16 protein-coding genes are annotated in these 15,523 nt (G+C 66.8%); 12 read left to right on the top strand and 4 right to left on the bottom strand.

All coding sequences use genetic code 11. From position 1 onward, the window contains the following. Positions 1-268: 268 nt before the first annotated feature. The 3 genes from AB0O34_RS05035 (at position 269) to AB0O34_RS05045 (ending at position 1,717) form a co-directional block, all read left to right on the top strand. The gene (locus AB0O34_RS05035) at positions 269-763 is read left to right on the top strand and encodes a hypothetical protein (protein ID WP_363912744.1); all 495 of its coding nucleotides are present in this window, start codon (positions 269-271) and stop codon (positions 761-763) included. Positions 764-1,083: 320 nt separating this feature from the next. After that, a complete protein-coding gene (locus tag AB0O34_RS05040) occupies positions 1,084-1,425 on the top strand; it encodes a hypothetical protein (protein WP_363912746.1) in 342 nt (113 codons plus the stop codon). 28 nt (positions 1,426-1,453) lie between these two features. Beyond that, positions 1,454-1,717 (top strand): hypothetical protein, encoded by a 264-nt coding sequence (locus tag AB0O34_RS05045; RefSeq protein WP_363912748.1) that lies wholly within the window; start codon positions 1,454-1,456, stop codon positions 1,715-1,717. 12 nt (positions 1,718-1,729) lie between these two features. Here AB0O34_RS05045 and AB0O34_RS05050 read toward each other — a convergent pair whose 3' ends face one another. Then, entirely contained in the window at positions 1,730-3,511 is a 1,782-nt protein-coding gene (locus AB0O34_RS05050) for a hypothetical protein (RefSeq protein WP_363912750.1), read from the bottom strand. Positions 3,512-4,021: 510 nt separating this feature from the next. On the opposite strand from AB0O34_RS05050, the gene rnhA reads away from it, so the two are divergent. Further along, a complete protein-coding gene (rnhA, locus tag AB0O34_RS05055; protein ID WP_363912752.1) occupies positions 4,022-4,495 on the top strand; it encodes a ribonuclease HI in 474 nt (157 codons plus the stop codon). 24 nt (positions 4,496-4,519) lie between these two features. On the opposite strand, the gene AB0O34_RS05060 is transcribed toward rnhA, so the two are convergent. Both AB0O34_RS05060 and AB0O34_RS05065 read right to left on the bottom strand, forming a co-directional pair. Further along, positions 4,520-5,203, bottom strand: a complete 684-nt coding sequence (locus AB0O34_RS05060; RefSeq protein ID WP_363912754.1) for a hypothetical protein — start codon at positions 5,201-5,203, stop codon at positions 4,520-4,522. Then, positions 5,200-5,958, bottom strand: coding sequence for an ATP-binding cassette domain-containing protein (locus AB0O34_RS05065; protein ID WP_363912756.1), 759 nt, complete (start codon positions 5,956-5,958; stop codon positions 5,200-5,202). Before AB0O34_RS05065 ends, AB0O34_RS05060 begins: the two co-directional genes overlap by 4 nt. A gap of 112 nt (positions 5,959-6,070) precedes the next feature. Between AB0O34_RS05065 and AB0O34_RS05070 the strand changes: the two genes are divergently transcribed. Then, the gene (locus tag AB0O34_RS05070) at positions 6,071-6,910 is read left to right on the top strand and encodes a DivIVA domain-containing protein (protein WP_363912758.1); all 840 of its coding nucleotides are present in this window, start codon (positions 6,071-6,073) and stop codon (positions 6,908-6,910) included. A 49-nt stretch (positions 6,911-6,959) separates the two neighbouring features. Here the strand turns inward: AB0O34_RS05070 and AB0O34_RS05075 are convergent, their stop codons facing one another. Beyond that, positions 6,960-7,460: an Lrp/AsnC family transcriptional regulator gene (locus AB0O34_RS05075; RefSeq protein WP_363912760.1), complete on the bottom strand. Its 501-nt coding sequence runs from the start codon at positions 7,458-7,460 to the stop codon at positions 6,960-6,962. A 265-nt stretch (positions 7,461-7,725) separates the two neighbouring features. On the opposite strand from AB0O34_RS05075, the gene AB0O34_RS05080 reads away from it, so the two are divergent. The 7 genes from AB0O34_RS05080 to AB0O34_RS05110 all read left to right on the top strand — a co-directional run bounded on the left by AB0O34_RS05080 (position 7,726) and on the right by AB0O34_RS05110 (position 15,483). Continuing rightward, positions 7,726-9,159, top strand: coding sequence for a gamma-aminobutyraldehyde dehydrogenase (locus tag AB0O34_RS05080; RefSeq protein WP_363912762.1), 1,434 nt, complete (start codon positions 7,726-7,728; stop codon positions 9,157-9,159). 67 nt (positions 9,160-9,226) lie between these two features. Further along, a complete protein-coding gene (locus tag AB0O34_RS05085; protein ID WP_363912764.1) occupies positions 9,227-10,378 on the top strand; it encodes an ABC transporter ATP-binding protein in 1,152 nt (383 codons plus the stop codon). An 8-nt stretch (positions 10,379-10,386) separates the two neighbouring features. Continuing rightward, positions 10,387-11,649: a spermidine/putrescine ABC transporter substrate-binding protein gene (locus AB0O34_RS05090; RefSeq protein ID WP_363912766.1), complete on the top strand. Its 1,263-nt coding sequence runs from the start codon at positions 10,387-10,389 to the stop codon at positions 11,647-11,649. A 4-nt stretch (positions 11,650-11,653) separates the two neighbouring features. After that, positions 11,654-12,508 carry an ABC transporter permease gene (locus AB0O34_RS05095; protein ID WP_363912768.1) on the top strand — a complete coding sequence of 285 codons (855 nt, stop codon included), beginning with the start codon at positions 11,654-11,656 and terminating at the stop codon, positions 12,506-12,508. Continuing rightward, entirely contained in the window at positions 12,505-13,368 is an 864-nt protein-coding gene (locus tag AB0O34_RS05100; RefSeq protein ID WP_363912770.1) for an ABC transporter permease, read from the top strand. The genes AB0O34_RS05095 and AB0O34_RS05100 overlap by 4 nt, the downstream gene beginning before the upstream one ends. Before the next feature lie 79 nt (positions 13,369-13,447). After that, positions 13,448-14,842: an FAD-dependent oxidoreductase gene (locus AB0O34_RS05105; RefSeq protein ID WP_363912772.1), complete on the top strand. Its 1,395-nt coding sequence runs from the start codon at positions 13,448-13,450 to the stop codon at positions 14,840-14,842. Between the two features lie 47 nt (positions 14,843-14,889). Further along, positions 14,890-15,483 (top strand): YetF domain-containing protein, encoded by a 594-nt coding sequence (locus tag AB0O34_RS05110; RefSeq protein ID WP_363912774.1) that lies wholly within the window; start codon positions 14,890-14,892, stop codon positions 15,481-15,483. The last annotated feature ends 40 nt before the right edge of the window (positions 15,484-15,523 follow it).

The raw sequence follows: 15,523 nt of genomic DNA on the forward strand, positions 1-15,523 counted from the left end.
GTACCGCTTTCCTTTGCCCGGGTAACAAGTGTCTCCGGCGGAGGTAAAGATCGCATGATGCGGGTGGAACGGACGTCTTCAAAGCTCACGAGCAGCTCATCACCGAAGTCCATCCGTCACGATGAAGGGCTCTGCTCGCATGCGGAAGAGTGCCGGCCACGATGTCGGCCGCGAAACCGGCCGGACCCCGCTGTCGCTCGGATACTGGCCGAGTGTCACCCGGGCGTACGACTCCCCACGGGCATGGGCGATCGGCAGGGCTATGAGAGTGCCTCGTGTCGCGGTGTGTGCTCTCCTGCTGCTGCCCACCGCCGCATGCGACAGCCCCGCCACTCTCGACGAAGCCGCCCGGATACTCGCCAAGGACGGCAACGAGCTGGCGACCTTCCACTATCTGGAGAACAAGAGGGTCACTGACGAGACCGGCAAGGATGGTGACGACCCCATCGCATGCCCGGAGGGCACAGCTCGTCGCTCCTACCGGTTCATCGGCGATCTGGGGACAAGCAAAGCGATCAGTGCGAAGAAACAGGTCGATCTGGCTGGGCTACCCTTCGGATACGCGCTCCTGGGCCTGGGATACGAGCTTGACCACAGCACCAGTTCGGTCCAATCCGGCCGCAGGGTCGGGGTGTGGCGCAAGAAGAAGCCCGGCCTGACCGTCACGCTGGTCATGCGGTCGTCGGTGCCCAACGTCGAGATCATCGGCAAGACCGACTGCCTCGTGCCGACGCATGAAGCGAGTAGCCCGTCTGTGCCATGACGGAAGATTGTCGACAGCGAGTGCCTCCGTCGGCCATCAGACAGGCGTGATCATGTGCGGCATAAAGCGTCATGAGCACGCCTGCCACATTGGCTGTGACAATGCGAACGGGCCGCGACTCAAACTCCCAGCCCCTCCCTCTCGAGCGACGCCGGTCACGTTCCGGTCGTGTGACTCCCCACACGGCACGACTGGTCGGTAGAGTCGTCAGAATGCGACCTGTCGCGGTGTGCGCCTTGGTGGTCCTCTTGCTCTCCGCGTGTAGCAGCGACTCAACCTTCGACGAAGCCTCTCGCGTTCTGAACGAGGACGGGGGTGCTATGAGCCGACTTGATTACATCCATGACAAGAGAATTACAAATATGGCCGACAGCTCAGATTGTCAGGAGGGCACCAGGCGAAGTGTATACAAGATCGTAGGTGCCTTCCCCAGCAGCAAACTGTTTCCGGCCATGCTGCCCGATCTCGCAGCTCTGACGCTGGACTCGGAGCTACGCCAGAGGGGGTACCTGCAGGATACGTCGGCGAGCGGCGCCGGCCAGCCCGGTCGTAGTGTGCGTATGCTGCACAAGAATCCTCCGGGCATCCTCTTCACCATCACCGCCCAGGACGGCCAACCTAACATTGTTATCATCGGTAAAACTGAATGTTTCCCTAAGTAAACTCTCTAGAGTGGAGGAGTGTCGCCTATTGTGCCTGCCGCCTCATCTGGTCTGCGCTGCGCCGCAGGTTCGTGGCAGCGGCGCGACATTGACTGATGAGCCGCTCAATGTCGGCTTGCCGTTGGGCCAGATCGCCAACGAAGCGCTCGGCTGCCGGCCCCGTCCAAACGTCTCCGCCATCGACCGAGCCCGTCTTGATTCGAGCGAAAAACGTCTCGAGGTCTCTCGCGTAACTGTCGAATCGGTGGGCGAGGAGCTCTCTTTCGTCGGCTATCCGTTGCGACTCTCCTGAATTCGTCATGGTTCACCCGTCCCTCTCTTCGAGGGCGTGATGTAGAGCATCGTATAGCATGCCCTTGAACGTGAACTGAAGGTACTCTTTGTCGCTCTCGCTCAAAGTGCCCACGTGGTGTTCTCGCAAAGACTGGTCTAGTGCATCCATCTGGACTTTGAGCAGCTGATCTGAGAGATTGGATGCCTCGCCTGGCGGTGCCAGGTCCCAGAGTTGCTCAACAAGGTCTTGGGCTGGCCCCTTAATGGCGATGTCGAACGCCTTACCGATAGCGGTCTCCACGACGAGTTTGCCGCCCATCTGACCTGCGACCGCGCCCGCTGCCATGTCAAGGGGGAACATCAAGACTTGCGCGTACAAGCCGCGTGCCTCCTCCGCGCTGAGGTCGGCCTCATGAAGGCCGCTTATGAACAGTGACGCGAGTCCACCGGCTTTCTTCGCGCTATTAAGGAAGTTGGTTCGTTGTGCTTCCCTCTCTTCTTCGGTGGGTGCGTCACCAAATGGATTGACCTTTCCAAGATTCAGACCGCCAACGAAGGCCCGGTAGTTTTTTTCCAAAATCGGTAACGCTGCGGGGTCACGCAGCAGGCCACCGAGAAATGAGCTCACCTGATCGGCGGTCAGTCCCTTCCAGGCCAATCCAGAGCCTTGCGTCGCATCCTTCCTGTCCATCCAGACATCCGCGAGCTCGGGAAAATACTGGTGTAGGTGCCGGGCGAGGACTTGGCCCACGGGTGAAGCTGTGGTGAGTTTCCCTTCGCGCAGAGAAGGCACGAAGGAGGGCCAGGCGGAGTGATTGCTGAAGACCTTGATGGTGGCGATCCACGCGTCTCGGCGGAGGTTGTCGTCGCCGGCGCCGGGGGCGAGGGCCTTGTCCAGGGTGTCGGCGAGCATGTTCTCGAAGCCCGGGGCGCCCGTGCCCTTGACGACCTCGGGACGTAAGAGCAGTGCCGCGTTGTCGCCGGTGGCCAGCAGTTGCTGGGTGGCAGCGAGGTCCTTGTTCAGTGCCTTGACGAGCCAGTGGGTGTTCCAGTCCGGGTCCGGACTTCTGTGCCCGCTCGACTTGGCGAGTTTGGTCCCTGCCGCCACTACGAAGGCGGGTGACTGGGGAGCCAGCGCGAGCAGGGCGGCCAGGTCGTCCATCGGGCTGTGGTCGAGGAGTCGAGCCCGCAGATTGGCGGGGGCCTTGCCGGTCGAGTCGGCTGCGGCGAACGCCTCCGCCAGTGGGCCGAGGTCGTTCTTCGCCCTTGCCAGGTCCGCTGGGCTGTAGCCGGAACGGCTGTTCTGGTGCTTCCTGCTTTCGGCCCGGAGAATACCGGTGAACGCTGAGGGGCCCAACTGCGCGAGCAGTCCCGCCGCGTACTCGGTATCGGTCGTCTTGCCTTGTCGATCCGCTAGAGCGGACTGAAGGCCGCGCCAGTTCACCAGGCTGGGATCCGTCTGATAAGCAGTCCAGGCCGCTTTCACCGCGTCACCCGCGATGACTCCGGAGGCATGTGCGGACTCGGCGCTGGGAAAGACGAACTCCGCGCCCTTCACCCCGTGCTGCTGTGAGGCGGTCTCGACTCGCTGGATCGTCTGAGTGCGCCAGTTCAGATCGCGCATCGCGGCGGTGAGAAACTGCCAGCACCGGTCGAGTACCTCGGTTCCGGGGCCGGCGGGCCAGTCGTCATCCGCTTCGGCAATCGACGCGGACAGATACGGCTTCAATGCCGCGGCGCGCTGGACAGTTTCGCCCATGGCGGAAAGCAGATTTTGGGCGCCTTGCGGATTTATGCCGACAAATTCCCCCATTTGCCTGGTCTCCTCGCGGGTAGAGATTCCAGAGCAGAAGCCATTGCATCGTAACCGGCATGGCAGGACGGCAGGCGGTTATCAACAGGCCGTACAGCACGGTGAAGCCGTGCCAGGCGGGGCGCCCCTGTCCGCGTTCCCGCGAAAGTTCGCGTGGCAGGGGCGCTGGAGACCAATATGACGCTGTACCCCGGAACAGCTCAATCCCCCGTCCGCTGAGTGCATCACCCATCTCTCATGGATTCTGACCAGCACCGATGGCGCCGAAAGTCGTACCGTAACCCCACGCGAAGCAAGTGATCACACCAATCGGGCAGCCCACCCTGTTGGGAGCAAGCGGCTGGATTTCTCCTGCACGTCCAGGCTGCAAGTCGTGGTTGAACCGCGTCGTGGAGGTGCTGGCGGGGGGCCAGGCGCGGCGTGGCCGGTCGGTGGTGTGGAGGGAATCCTGGCGCGGGCGGATGGAATGGTAGGACTGATGCCGACCGTGAGACCGATGGGCAGGAGCGCATGACGGCTGTGCAGGATCAGGAGAAGGCGGCCGGAAAGGCCGTGGACATCTACACCGACGGCGCGTGCAGCGGCAATCCGGGCCCGGGTGGGTGGGGTGCCGTGCTGCGTTATGGCGGCACGGAGAAAGAGATCTACGGCGGCGAGGCGCAGACCACCAACAATCGTATGGAGCTGATGGCCGCCATCAAGGCGCTGGAAAGCCTGACGCGTCCGGTGACCGTACGCCTGCACACCGACAGCCAGTACGTCCGCAACGGCATCACCAAGTGGGTGCACGGCTGGAAGCGCAACGGCTGGAAGACGGCCGCCAGGCAGCCGGTCAAGAACGCCGACCTGTGGCAGCGGCTGGAGGCGGCCACCGCCGGCCACGAGGTGGAGTGGCTCTGGGTCAAGGGCCACGCCGGGCACCCCGGGAACGAACGCGCCGACGCCCTCGCCCGCCGCGGCGCCGAAAGCTTGCGAGGTGAGTAGCCCGTACGGGGGTGACAGGACCGGCTATGGCCGTGTGCGGCGGAGCCGGATGTAGGTGACGAGGGCCAGCGCGCACCAGAAGACGGTCACGGTCGCGAGGCCCGGAAGCGACCGGCTCAGGAAGGCGTCCTGTCCGGCCGCGCGCATCCAGCTGATGATCGGGACCGTGAGCCAGGTGATGGGCGCGAGGCTGAGCAGCAAGATGGCGACGTAGCCTCCGAGCATCGTCAGCGCCGAGGTCGCCGCGTCCGGCAGGATGGGACGGCTGGAGAGCGCACCGAGGGCGATGCCGGTGAGCACCGAGAGCACGTGCAGGGCCAGACCGCCGAGCAGCACCGCCGTGCCGGGCACCGCCTGGAAGCCGATGGCCGGCGGCAGCACGAGGGCGAGGAAGGCCAGGCCCGCGCTGACGAGCGCCGAAGCGGCGAGGCCGGCCGCCACCTCGCGGCCGGGCCGCCCCGCCGCAGTGATGGAGATCAGTCGCTGCACGTCCGGCTCGGTGTCGAGCAGTCCTCTGGTCGCCCACGCGAAGACGGGGACGAGCAGCGCCGCCGAGTCGCCGTACGAGGGAAGCTCCTGGCCCGGGGCCACGCGGGAGGAGTACAGGATGATCATGACGGCCAGCAGCCCCACGAACGGCTGCACGATGCGGTGGGACCTCAGGTACGCCGAGATCTTGAACCCTGCGAGCAACGCCGTGGGCCTCATCGCGCCTCTCCTCGGATCCTGGCCTCGTAACCCTCGGCCTGGAGCTTCCGCGCGACCGCCTCGGCGTCGCCGGCGTCCACCAGCACCTCGATGATCGATCGTGCCGGGGCGTCGCCGGGGGATCCGTCCCGCGCCAGGTCCTGTATCCCGGCCAAGGCCACCGCGCGGACGGTGCCGTTCTCGACCCTCAGGTGGGTGACGCCGGGGTGAGCCGTGAGGCCGTTCTGGTGGTCGCTGACCACGACGATGCCGCCGGCCGCCGCGACCTCGTCGATGACGCGGGGAAGCTCCGCACGGGTCTGCTCGTCCAGGCCGGAGAACGGCTCGTCGAGGATCAGCAGGCCGGGCGGGACGAGCAGGGCCTGGGCGAGCCCGACCTTGTGGGCGCTGCCCTTGGACAGGTCGCCGAGCGGCACGTCGAGGAGCGCGGCCATGCCCAGGCGGTCGACCCACCGCTCCATCGAGGTCGCCTCGGTCCCCCGGACGGCGGCCATGTGGGACAGGTACGCGGAGACCGTGAACGGCTGCTCCACCGGGAAGATCTCGGGCGCGTACCCGACGACCGCGGGACGGCCGGAGACCGATCCCCGGCTCGGACGCGCGGTGCCGGCCAGCAGCCTCAGCAACGTCGACTTGCCCGCGCCATTGCGCCCCGTCACCTCGGCGACCGTGCCCGGGGGCAGGTCCAGGTCCACTTCGTGCAGGACCCAGGGGGCGCGGCGGGCGTAGCGGTAGGAGAGGTTGGCAAGCCGCATAGGTTCGGAAGCCTACCGGGGAATGGGTAACAGTCTGGATTTCCCCATGTCATCCCCTCAGAATGGTAAAGAAGAGTAATAAATGCGGGGGTGTGAACCGGGAGGATAAGGCGTGAACCGCTTTCCACGAGTGCTGGGGGTGCGGACCGGATACGACCCCGACCAGGTCGACGCGCTGATCGTGCGCATCGAGGCGACGCTGGGGCGAGGGCTGCTGGAGGGTGCCCCGGTCACGGCCGACGAGATCCGAATGGCGCGCTTCGCCACGAAACTCGGCGGCTACAACGAGGTGGCCGTCGACTACGCGCTGGACGCCTTTGTGGTCGCGGTCGAGACCCGTGGCGCTACGGCTTCCGCGTTTCCCCAGCCCGCACCGGTGATGGAGCGATCCGGCGGCGTTCTGGGAAGCCCGGTGGCGGAGGGGTTCGGGGACCCCGCACAGCCGCTGCCGGTAGATGTCCCGGGGGAGTGGGTAGCGGGCGTGCGCGAGCCGGTGAGGGGTGGACTCCACCAGGTGGCGCCGCAGGACTCCACGGAAGAACCGGTGGAGGAGGACGACGAGGCGCCCACGCTGCCGGGGCTCGGCGAGTCGCCGGGCGGATCCAAGACGCCGGAGGCCCCGAATGGGCAGCAGCCCGTCGCGGAGGCCCTGATGGCGGCCTGGCTGGAGACGCAGGCGGTGCGGGTCGAACGGGTCCTGTTCCGCCCCGGGCGGCTCGGGGCCGGCTACAACGAGGACGAGGTCGACGTGTTCCTCGACCGGATCGTCGCGACCCTGCGCGGGACGACCGATCACCCGCTCACCGCCGACCAGGTCGGGAAGGCGACCTTCTCCACCGTGGTGTTCAAGACCGGCTACGCCGTGGCCCAGGTGGACGCCTTCCTCGCCGAGATCGCCGATGTCCTCGACCGCAAAGGCGCCCTGGTCGCGGGGCAGGAGCAGCCCGTCTGACCTGTCTACCGCGGTGCCCGCGCGGCGGGGAACGCCGCCGGGCATCCGATCAGCGGGTGCCCCATGAGTAGGTCTGCTTGCGCAGTTTGAGGTAGACGAACGTCTCGGTCGCCCGGACGGTGGGGATGGCCCGGATCTTGCCGAGGATCTCCAGGAGGTGGTTGTCACCCTCGCAGACGACCTCCACCATGATGTCGAGCGACCCCGCGGTGAGGACGACGTAGTCGATCTCGTCGATGGAGGCCAGCTTGTCGGCGACGGTCTCGAGGTCGCCCTCGCACTTGATGCCGATCATCGCCTGCCGGGGGAAGCCCAGCGTGAGCGGATCGGTGACGGCGACGATCTGCATCACGCCGGCGTCCAGCAGGCGCTGCACGCGCTGGCGCACCGCCGCCTCGGACAGTCCGACGGCTTTTCCTATGGCGGCGTACGGCTTGCGCCCGTCCGCCTGAAGCTGCTCGATGATCTGCTTGGAGATCTCGTCCAGAACCACCGGACCCGGCCTGGCGTCGTGGTTGTTGTCCCGTCGGGCCTTCGGCGGCGTCGTCATCTCCGTGCGTCCTCCCTAACACCCTGCCGGCCTCGGCGGGCGCACCCCGTCCAGGCCGGCGGACCAGGCACTCCGTCGCCTACCGCAAACTGATTACGGAGGCGTTCCCGCCGTGTTGCCGTCCTGGTGCGACATGTTGTCAGTTCATCATCCTCTGTCAAGCGATTTCGTAGCAATTTGATATATTCGCGACGAAATCCCTTGTCGTCCCGCCTGACCTCTGTCAGAGTCGCGACAACTCAGCCACCTCACGAGGAGGTCAACGTTGACCACCCGTCTGCAGAACTTCATCAACGGTGAGCTTGCGGACGCCAGGAGCGGCCAGTTCTCCGATGTGATCGATCCGAGCACCGGGGAGGTCTACCTCCAGGCGCCTGTCTCCGGCCAAGAGGACGTCGACGCAGCCTACGCCGCGGCGGTCGCCGCCTTCGAGTCGTGGGGGCAGACTACGCCGGGCGAACGTGCCGGTTACCTGTTGAAGATCGCTGACGCCATCGAAGCACGCGGCGAGGAGCTTGTCGAGGCGGAGTGCCTCAATACGGGCAAGCCCCGTGCGCGCATGGCGGAGGACGAGATCCCGCCCGCCGCCGACCACTTCCGCTTCTTCGCGGGCGCCGCGCGCACGCTGGAGGGCCCCACCTCCGGTGAGTTCCTCGCCGACCACACCTCGGTGATCCGGCACGAGCCGATCGGCGTCGTGGGCCAGGTCACTCCCTGGAACTACCCCATGATGATGGCGGTCTGGAAGATCGCCCCGGCGCTGGCCGCCGGCAACACGGTCGTGCTCAAGCCGTCCGACACCACCCCGGTCTCCACGGTCAAGCTGGCCGAGATCATGGGGGAGATCCTTCCGGCGGGCGTGTTCAACGTCGTCGTCGGCGACCGGGAGACCGGCGCCAGGGTCGTCGGCCACCCGTCCGCGTCCATGGTCGCGATCACCGGCTCGGTGGGCGCGGGCGTGCAGGTCGCCAAGTCCGCGGCCGAGGACCTCAAGCGGGTCCACCTGGAGCTCGGAGGCAAGGCGCCGGTCGTCGTGTTCGACGACGTCAAGAACATCGGCGCCGTCGCCGAGGCGATCGCGGGAGCCGGCCTGTACAACGCGGGGCAGGACTGCACCGCCGCCTGCAGGGTCCTCGTGCACGAGAGCATCCACGAGCCCTTCGTGGCGGCGCTGGCCGAGGCGGCGGCGGCGACCAAGACCGGTGGCCTGGACACCGAGGACGCCTACTACGGCCCGCTCAACAACGAGAACCAGCTCGCCCGGGTCGAGGGCTTCCTCGAAAGAGTGCCCGGCCACGCGAAGGTCGTCACCGGCGGCAAGCGCGTCGGCGAGAAGGGCTACCTGTTCGAGCCGACCGTCGTCGACGGCCTCAAGCAGGACGACGAGATGATCCAGACCGAGGTCTTCGGGCCGGTCATCACGGTCCAGACCTTCTCCGACGAGGCCGAGGCCGTCACCAAGGCCAACGACGTCAAGTACGGCCTGTCGGCCTCGGTGTGGACCTCCGACCACGGCCGTGCGATGCGCATGTCCCGGCGGCTCGACTTCGGCGTGGTCTGGGTGAACACCCACATCCCGTTCGTCTCGGAGATGCCGCACGGCGGATTCAAGCACTCGGGCTACGGCAAGGACCTGTCGGTCTTCGGCCTGCACGACTACACCCGGGTCAAGCACGTCATGCACTACATCGGTGAATGATCATCGCGGCAGCACCTACGCACGAAAACGGCGCGCGGCTGCCGACATAGAAGAGGGATAGCCTGGAATGACCGAAATCCAGGCGGGCAAGGAGGCGACCTCCGCGGTCGCCTCCGACATCTCCCCGGTGCCCGCCATCGAACTCGACGGGGTCGTCAAGGAATACCAAGCGCACGGTGAGGTCGTACAGGCCGTCAAGGGCGTCAGCCTGGCGATCGCCGAAGGCGAGTTCTTCTCCATGCTCGGCCCGTCGGGCTGTGGCAAGACCACCACCATGCGGATGATCGCGGGGTTCGAGGACCCCACACGGGGCACCGTACGGCTGCACGGGCAGGACGTCACCGACGTACCGCCGAACAAGCGCGACGTGAACATGGTCTTCCAGTCCTACGCGCTCTTCCCGCACATGAACGTCTGGGAGAACGTGGCGTTCGGGCTGCGGCGCAAGCGCGTACCCGACCAGGAGATCAAGCGCCGGGTCGGCGAGATGCTGGAGATCGTCGACCTCACCGGCCGCGAGAAGCGGCGCCCGCGCGAGATGTCGGGCGGCCAGCAGCAGCGGGTCGCCCTCGCGCGCGCCCTGGTCAACAACCCCCGGGCGCTGCTCCTGGACGAGCCGCTCGGCGCGCTGGACCTCAAGCTCCGGCAGGCGATGCAGATTGAGCTCAAGAGGATCCAGCGCGAGGTCGGCATCACGTTCGTCTACGTCACCCACGACCAGAACGAGGCGCTCACCATGAGCGACCGCATCGCCGTCATGAACGACGGCCTGGTCGAGCAGCTCGCCGGGCCCAGGGAGATCTACGAGCGTCCCGCGACCAAGTTCGTGGCGGGGTTCATCGGCACCTCCAACCTGCTGAGCGGCACGGCCGAGGCGGTCAGCGGCGGCACGGCCACGATCAGGGTCGGGGATCGCGACCGGGTGCTGGTGCCGGTGGCGGACGGCACGCTCGAGGGCGGTGCGGTCGAGGTGACCGTACGGCCGGAGAAGATCAGGATCTCGCACGAGGAGCCGGGCGGGGACCTCAGTGCCGTACGCGGCACCGTGGCCGAGGTCGTCTACCTCGGCACCTACAACAGCTACGCCGTGAACCTCGCGGGTGGCGCCGAGTTCACGGTCTTCGAGCAGAACGCCAGGGACAGCAGCATCACGGCGGAGCGCGGTGACTCCGTCTGGCTGTCGTGGCAGCCGCAACACTCGTACGCGATTGGAAGTTGAACCACCTCATGACCAACCCTCCTCGTGACCTCGCGTTCCTGCGCGGCCTGACCCAGAGCCGCGTCGGTGGCGGCTCCGCCATCACCCGCCGCGACGCCTTCCGCGTGGCGGGCCTGTCCGCCGCGGCCCTCGGCCTCGCCGCCTGCGGCGTCCAGGGGAAGAAGGTCGCGCCCCCGAAGGCGAGCGCCGCCGCCGGCTACTGGGCCGACAAGAAGAAGAACGGCACCGTCCGCTTCGCCAACTGGCCCCTCTACATCGACAAAGAGGGCAAGCGGTACCCGAGCCTGGAGAAGTTCACCAAGGACACCGGCATCAAGGTGACCTACCAGGAGGCCATCCAGGACAACTCCACCTGGTTCGGCAAGATCCAGCCGCAGCTCGCCGCCGGGCAGGACATCGGTTACGACGTGATGGTCATGACCAACGGCATCCAGCTCGGCCGGGCGATCGCGCTCGGGTATCTGGTGCCGCTCGACCACTCCAAGCTGCCGAACTTCGCCGCCAACGCGGGGGCGAAGTACAAGAACCCGTCGTACGACCCGAACAACACCTACACGGTTCCGTGGCAGTCGGGCCTGACGGGCATCGCGTACAACCCAAAGTACGTCGACGGGGACATCACGAGCATCAAGGAGCTCTGGAACCCGAAGTACAAGGGCAAGGTCGGGATGTTCCTCGACAGCCAGGAGATCGCGAACTTCGGGATGTTCCTGCTGGGCATCGACCCGGACAAGTCGGTGCAGGCCGACTGGGAGAAGGCCGCCCAGAAGCTCCAGGAGCAGCGCGACGCCGGAATTGTCCGGAAATACTATGAAAACGATTATGTGGACGCGCTGGTCCGCGGGGACATCTGGATCTGCATGGCCTGGTCCGGCGATATCTACCAGCAGGTCGCCGAGGGACAGAACCTGAAGTTCGTCGTCCCCGACGAGGGCGGCAACATCTGGACCGACAACATGTGCATCCCGAAGTCCGCGCAGAACCCGGTCGACGCGCTCGCCCTGATGGACTACGTCTACCAGCCCGACATCGCCGCCGCGCTGGCGAAGTACATCACCTACATCACCCCGGTGCCCTCCACCCAGCAGCTCATCAAGGCCGAGGCCGACAAGGCGACCGGCGACGAGAAGAAGTCGCTGGAGCTCATGGCGACCAGCCCTCTGATCTACCCCTCCGAATCCGACATGGCGAGGCTGCGCTCCTACAAGACCCTGACGTCCGCCGAGGAGAAGGTCTTCGAGGGAATCTTCCAGCCGATCACACAAGGCTAGGACCATGAGACGCAAGATCGCGCCGTACCTTCTCATCCTGCCAGGCGGGCTGTGGCTGGTGATCTTCCTGGTGGTGCCGCTGGTGTTCATGGCCTCGGTCTCCACCCAGGAGGGCGACGTCGTCAGCGGCTTCGTCCAGACGTTCCACTTCGCCAACTTCGCCGACGCGCTGGTGGAGTACAAGACGCAGTTTCTGCGCTCCGCCGGCTACGGCCTGGCCGGGACGCTGCTGACGATCGCGCTGGCGTATCCGGTGGCCTACTGGATCGCGTTCAAGGGCGGCGCCCGCAAGTCGACGTACCTGCTGCTCGTCCTGCTGCCCTTCTTCGTGTCGTTCGTGCTGCGCACGGTGTCGTGGAAGTTCCTGCTCGCCGACGACGGCATCCTGCTCCAGCCCCTGAAGGACATGGGGCTGGTGCCGGCCGACTTCCACGTCCTGCAGACGACGGTCGCGGTGGTCGGCGGCCTGACCTACAACTACCTGCCGTTCATGATCCTGCCGATCTACGTCGCGCTGGAGCGGGTCGACCCCCGCGTGGTGGAGGCCTCGTACGACCTCTACTCCACCTGGCGCGACTCGTTCACCAAGATCGTGCTCCCGCTCTCGCTGCCGGGCGTGTTCGCCGGGGTGCTGATGACCTTCGTGCCGATGACCTCGGACTACGTCAACGCCTCCATCCTCGGCGGCCCGGCCAACACGATGATCGGCAACATCATCCAGACGGAGTACCTCGTGAACAACGACTATCCGGCTGGCGCGGCCCTGTCCTTCACGCTGATGGCGGCGATGCTGATCGGCATCTTCGTCTACGCCAAGGCGCTCGGCACCGAGAACGTCCTTGAGGCGGCGGCGCGATGAGCGGACCACTCAGCCCAGCGCTCCCGCCCGAGGCCGTGGCCGAGGGGGTGGAGCCCTCCATCGGCCCGCCGCGCCGCAGGCGCGTCCGGTGGGCCGACCGCCTGCTGTTCGGCTACACCTGGCTGGTCCTGCTGTGGCTGTTCGCCCCGATCGCGGTGATGATCGCGTTCGGCTTCAACGACACCAAGAGCAAGTCCAACGTCAGCTGGCAGGGTTTCACGTTCAAGTGGTGGGGACGGCTCGGGGACTACCCCGACCTCACGACCGCCGTGACGAACTCGATCAGCATCGCCCTGCTCGCCACCGTGGTCACCACCGTGCTCGGCACGCTGATGGGCATCGCCCTCGGCCGTTACCGTTTCCGCGGCCAGGCGGCCACCAACCTGGTGATGTTCGCGGCCATCTCCTCGCCCGAGCTGGTCATGGGCGCCTCGCTGCTGTCACTGTTCATCAGCCTCGGCGTGCAGACCGGGTTCATGACGATCGTGCTCGCGCACGTGCTGTTCTCGGTCTCGTTCGTCGCGGTGACCGTACGGGCGCGCGTGGTGGGTCTGGACGGGTCGATCGAGGAGGCGGCGCGCGACCTCGGCGCCTCGACGTGGATCACGTTCTGGCGGGTCACGTTCCCGATGATCCTCCCGGGTGTGGTCTCCGGCGCGCTGCTCGCCTTCGCGCTGTCGATCGACGACTTCGTCATCACCCAGTTCACCAGCGGCGCGACCATCACGTTCCCGCTGTGGATCTACGGAGCCGTCCGCATCGGCGTTCCTCCGCAGGTCAACATCCTCGGCACGCTGATCTTCGCGGTCGGCGTGGCCATCGCCGTGGTCAACACGGTGACCTCCCGGCGTCGAAGCTGACGCGGCAGACGACCCCCGGTACGGGACACCGGTCCCGCGGGGCAGGCAACACCGATGTGGTTCGTTAGGACGTGGAATCGTGGATCCGCTGAAAGCACTGGCTGACGCGGAGCGTAAGCCGTACTGGTTGGACAGTCCGGACAAACCCGAGCCGTTGCGGCGGCTCTTCGGGGACACGGCCGCCGACCTGGCAGTGGTCGGCGGCGGGTTCTCCGGCCTGTGGACCGCCCTCATGGCCAAGGAACGCGACCCCTCGCTCGACGTCGTCCTGCTCGAAGGCAGGCGCGTCGGCTGGGCCGCCTCGGGGCGCAACGGCGGCTTCTGTGTCGCCAGCCTCACCCACGGGCTGGGCAACGGCCTCACCCGCTGGCCCCAGGAGATCTCCACGCTCGTACGGCTGGGCAAGGAGAACCTCGACGAGATCGAGCGGACCGTCGCGAAGTACGGCATCCGCTGCTCCTTCGAGCGGACCGGCGAGCTGCACGTGGCCACCGAGCCGTGGCAGCTCGACGGCCTGGCCGAGGACACCGGCATCGCCCGCGAGCTGGGCATGGACGTGAGCGTCCTCGACGCCGATCAGGTGCGCGCCGAGGTGAGCTCCCCGACCTACGTGGGCGGGCAGTGGGACCGCGACGGCTGCGCGATGGTCGATCCCGCCCGGCTCGCGTGGGGTCTGCGGGAGGCGTGCCTGTCGCTGGGCGTGCGCATCTACGAGCACAGCCCGGTGCGCTCGCTCAAGGACGACGGGGTCGCCATCGAGCTCATGACCCCGCACGGCAAGGTGCGCGCGGGCAAGGTCGCCCTCGGGACGGGCGTGTTCCCGCCGCTGCTCGGACGGCTGAAGAACTTCCTGGTGCCGGTGTACGACTACGCGCTGATGACCGAGCCGCTGACCCCGGCTCAGCTGGAGTCGGTCGGCTGGCGCAACCGGCAGGGCATCGGCGACGGCGCCAACCAGTTCCACTACTACCGGCTCACCGAGGAGAACCGCATCCTGTGGGGCGGGTACGACGCCGTGTACTACAACGGCGGCATGGTCAGGCAGGAGTACGAGCAGCGCGACGCGACCTTCGCGACCCTGGCCGGCCACTTCGCGACGACGTTCCCGCAGCTCGCCGACGTGCGGTTCACCCATCGCTGGGGCGGCGTGATCGACACGTGCAGCCGCTTCAGCGCGTTCTTCGGCATGGCCCACCGGGGCCGGCTGGCGTACGCCGTCGGCTACACGGGGCTGGGCGTCGGCGCGACGCGGTTCGGCGCCAACGTGATGCTCGACCTGCTCTCCGGGGAGCCGACCGAGCGCACCGAGCTGCAGATGGTTCGCGAGAAGCCCGTGCCGTTCCCGCCCGAGCCGATCAGGTCGGGGGTCATCCAGCTCACCCGCTGGTCGATCGCCAGGGCGGATGCCCACCAGGGCCGCCGCAACCTGTGGCTCCGCACGCTCGACAGGCTCGGGCTGGGGTTCGACTCCTAGGGGCGGGTGCGTAGGGTGGCACGATCAGCCTGACGAGGAGGCCTTCCGTGTGGCATGACATGCTGACGCTCCAGATCCCCGTGGTCGAGAAGCTTCTCCGCACCGTGCTGATCTACGCGCTGATCGTGCTCATCTTCCGGCTGGTCGGCAAGCGCAACCTGGCGGGGCTGAACACCTTCGACTTCGTGGTGATCTTCCTGCTCTCCAACGTCGTGCAGAACGCCGTGATCGGGAACGACAACAGCCTGGTCGGCGGCGCGGTCGGCGCGATCACGCTGGTCGGCACCAACGAGCTGCTGAACCACCTGTCGGTGCGCTATGAACGGGTCTCGCGCCTGCTGCAGGGAACGTCCACCATCGTGATCGAGGACGGCCGGCCGGTGACCGAGAACCTGCGCCGCCTCGCGCTACATCCCCAGGAGCTGGAACACGCGGTCCGGGTGCAGAACGGCGACGACATGAGCGAGGTCGCGATCGGCGAGCTCGCCTCCACCGGCCAGCTCGTGCTCACGCTGAGGCCCGAGGAGCAGAGCGCCAACAAGGCGGACATCGCCGACCTGAACCGCCGGCTCGACGCCATCGACTCCATGCTCGCGACCCTCATGGCCACCGGCGGTGGCCGTCCCCGTGGCGGCGCGTGAGGCGCGCGCGATCGAGCGCCGGTCTTTCCCGCGCGCCGCC

It is taken from the genome of Sphaerisporangium sp. NPDC088356 (genome assembly GCF_040685555.1).
Lineage (GTDB): Bacteria > Actinomycetota > Actinomycetes > Streptosporangiales > Streptosporangiaceae > Sphaerisporangium.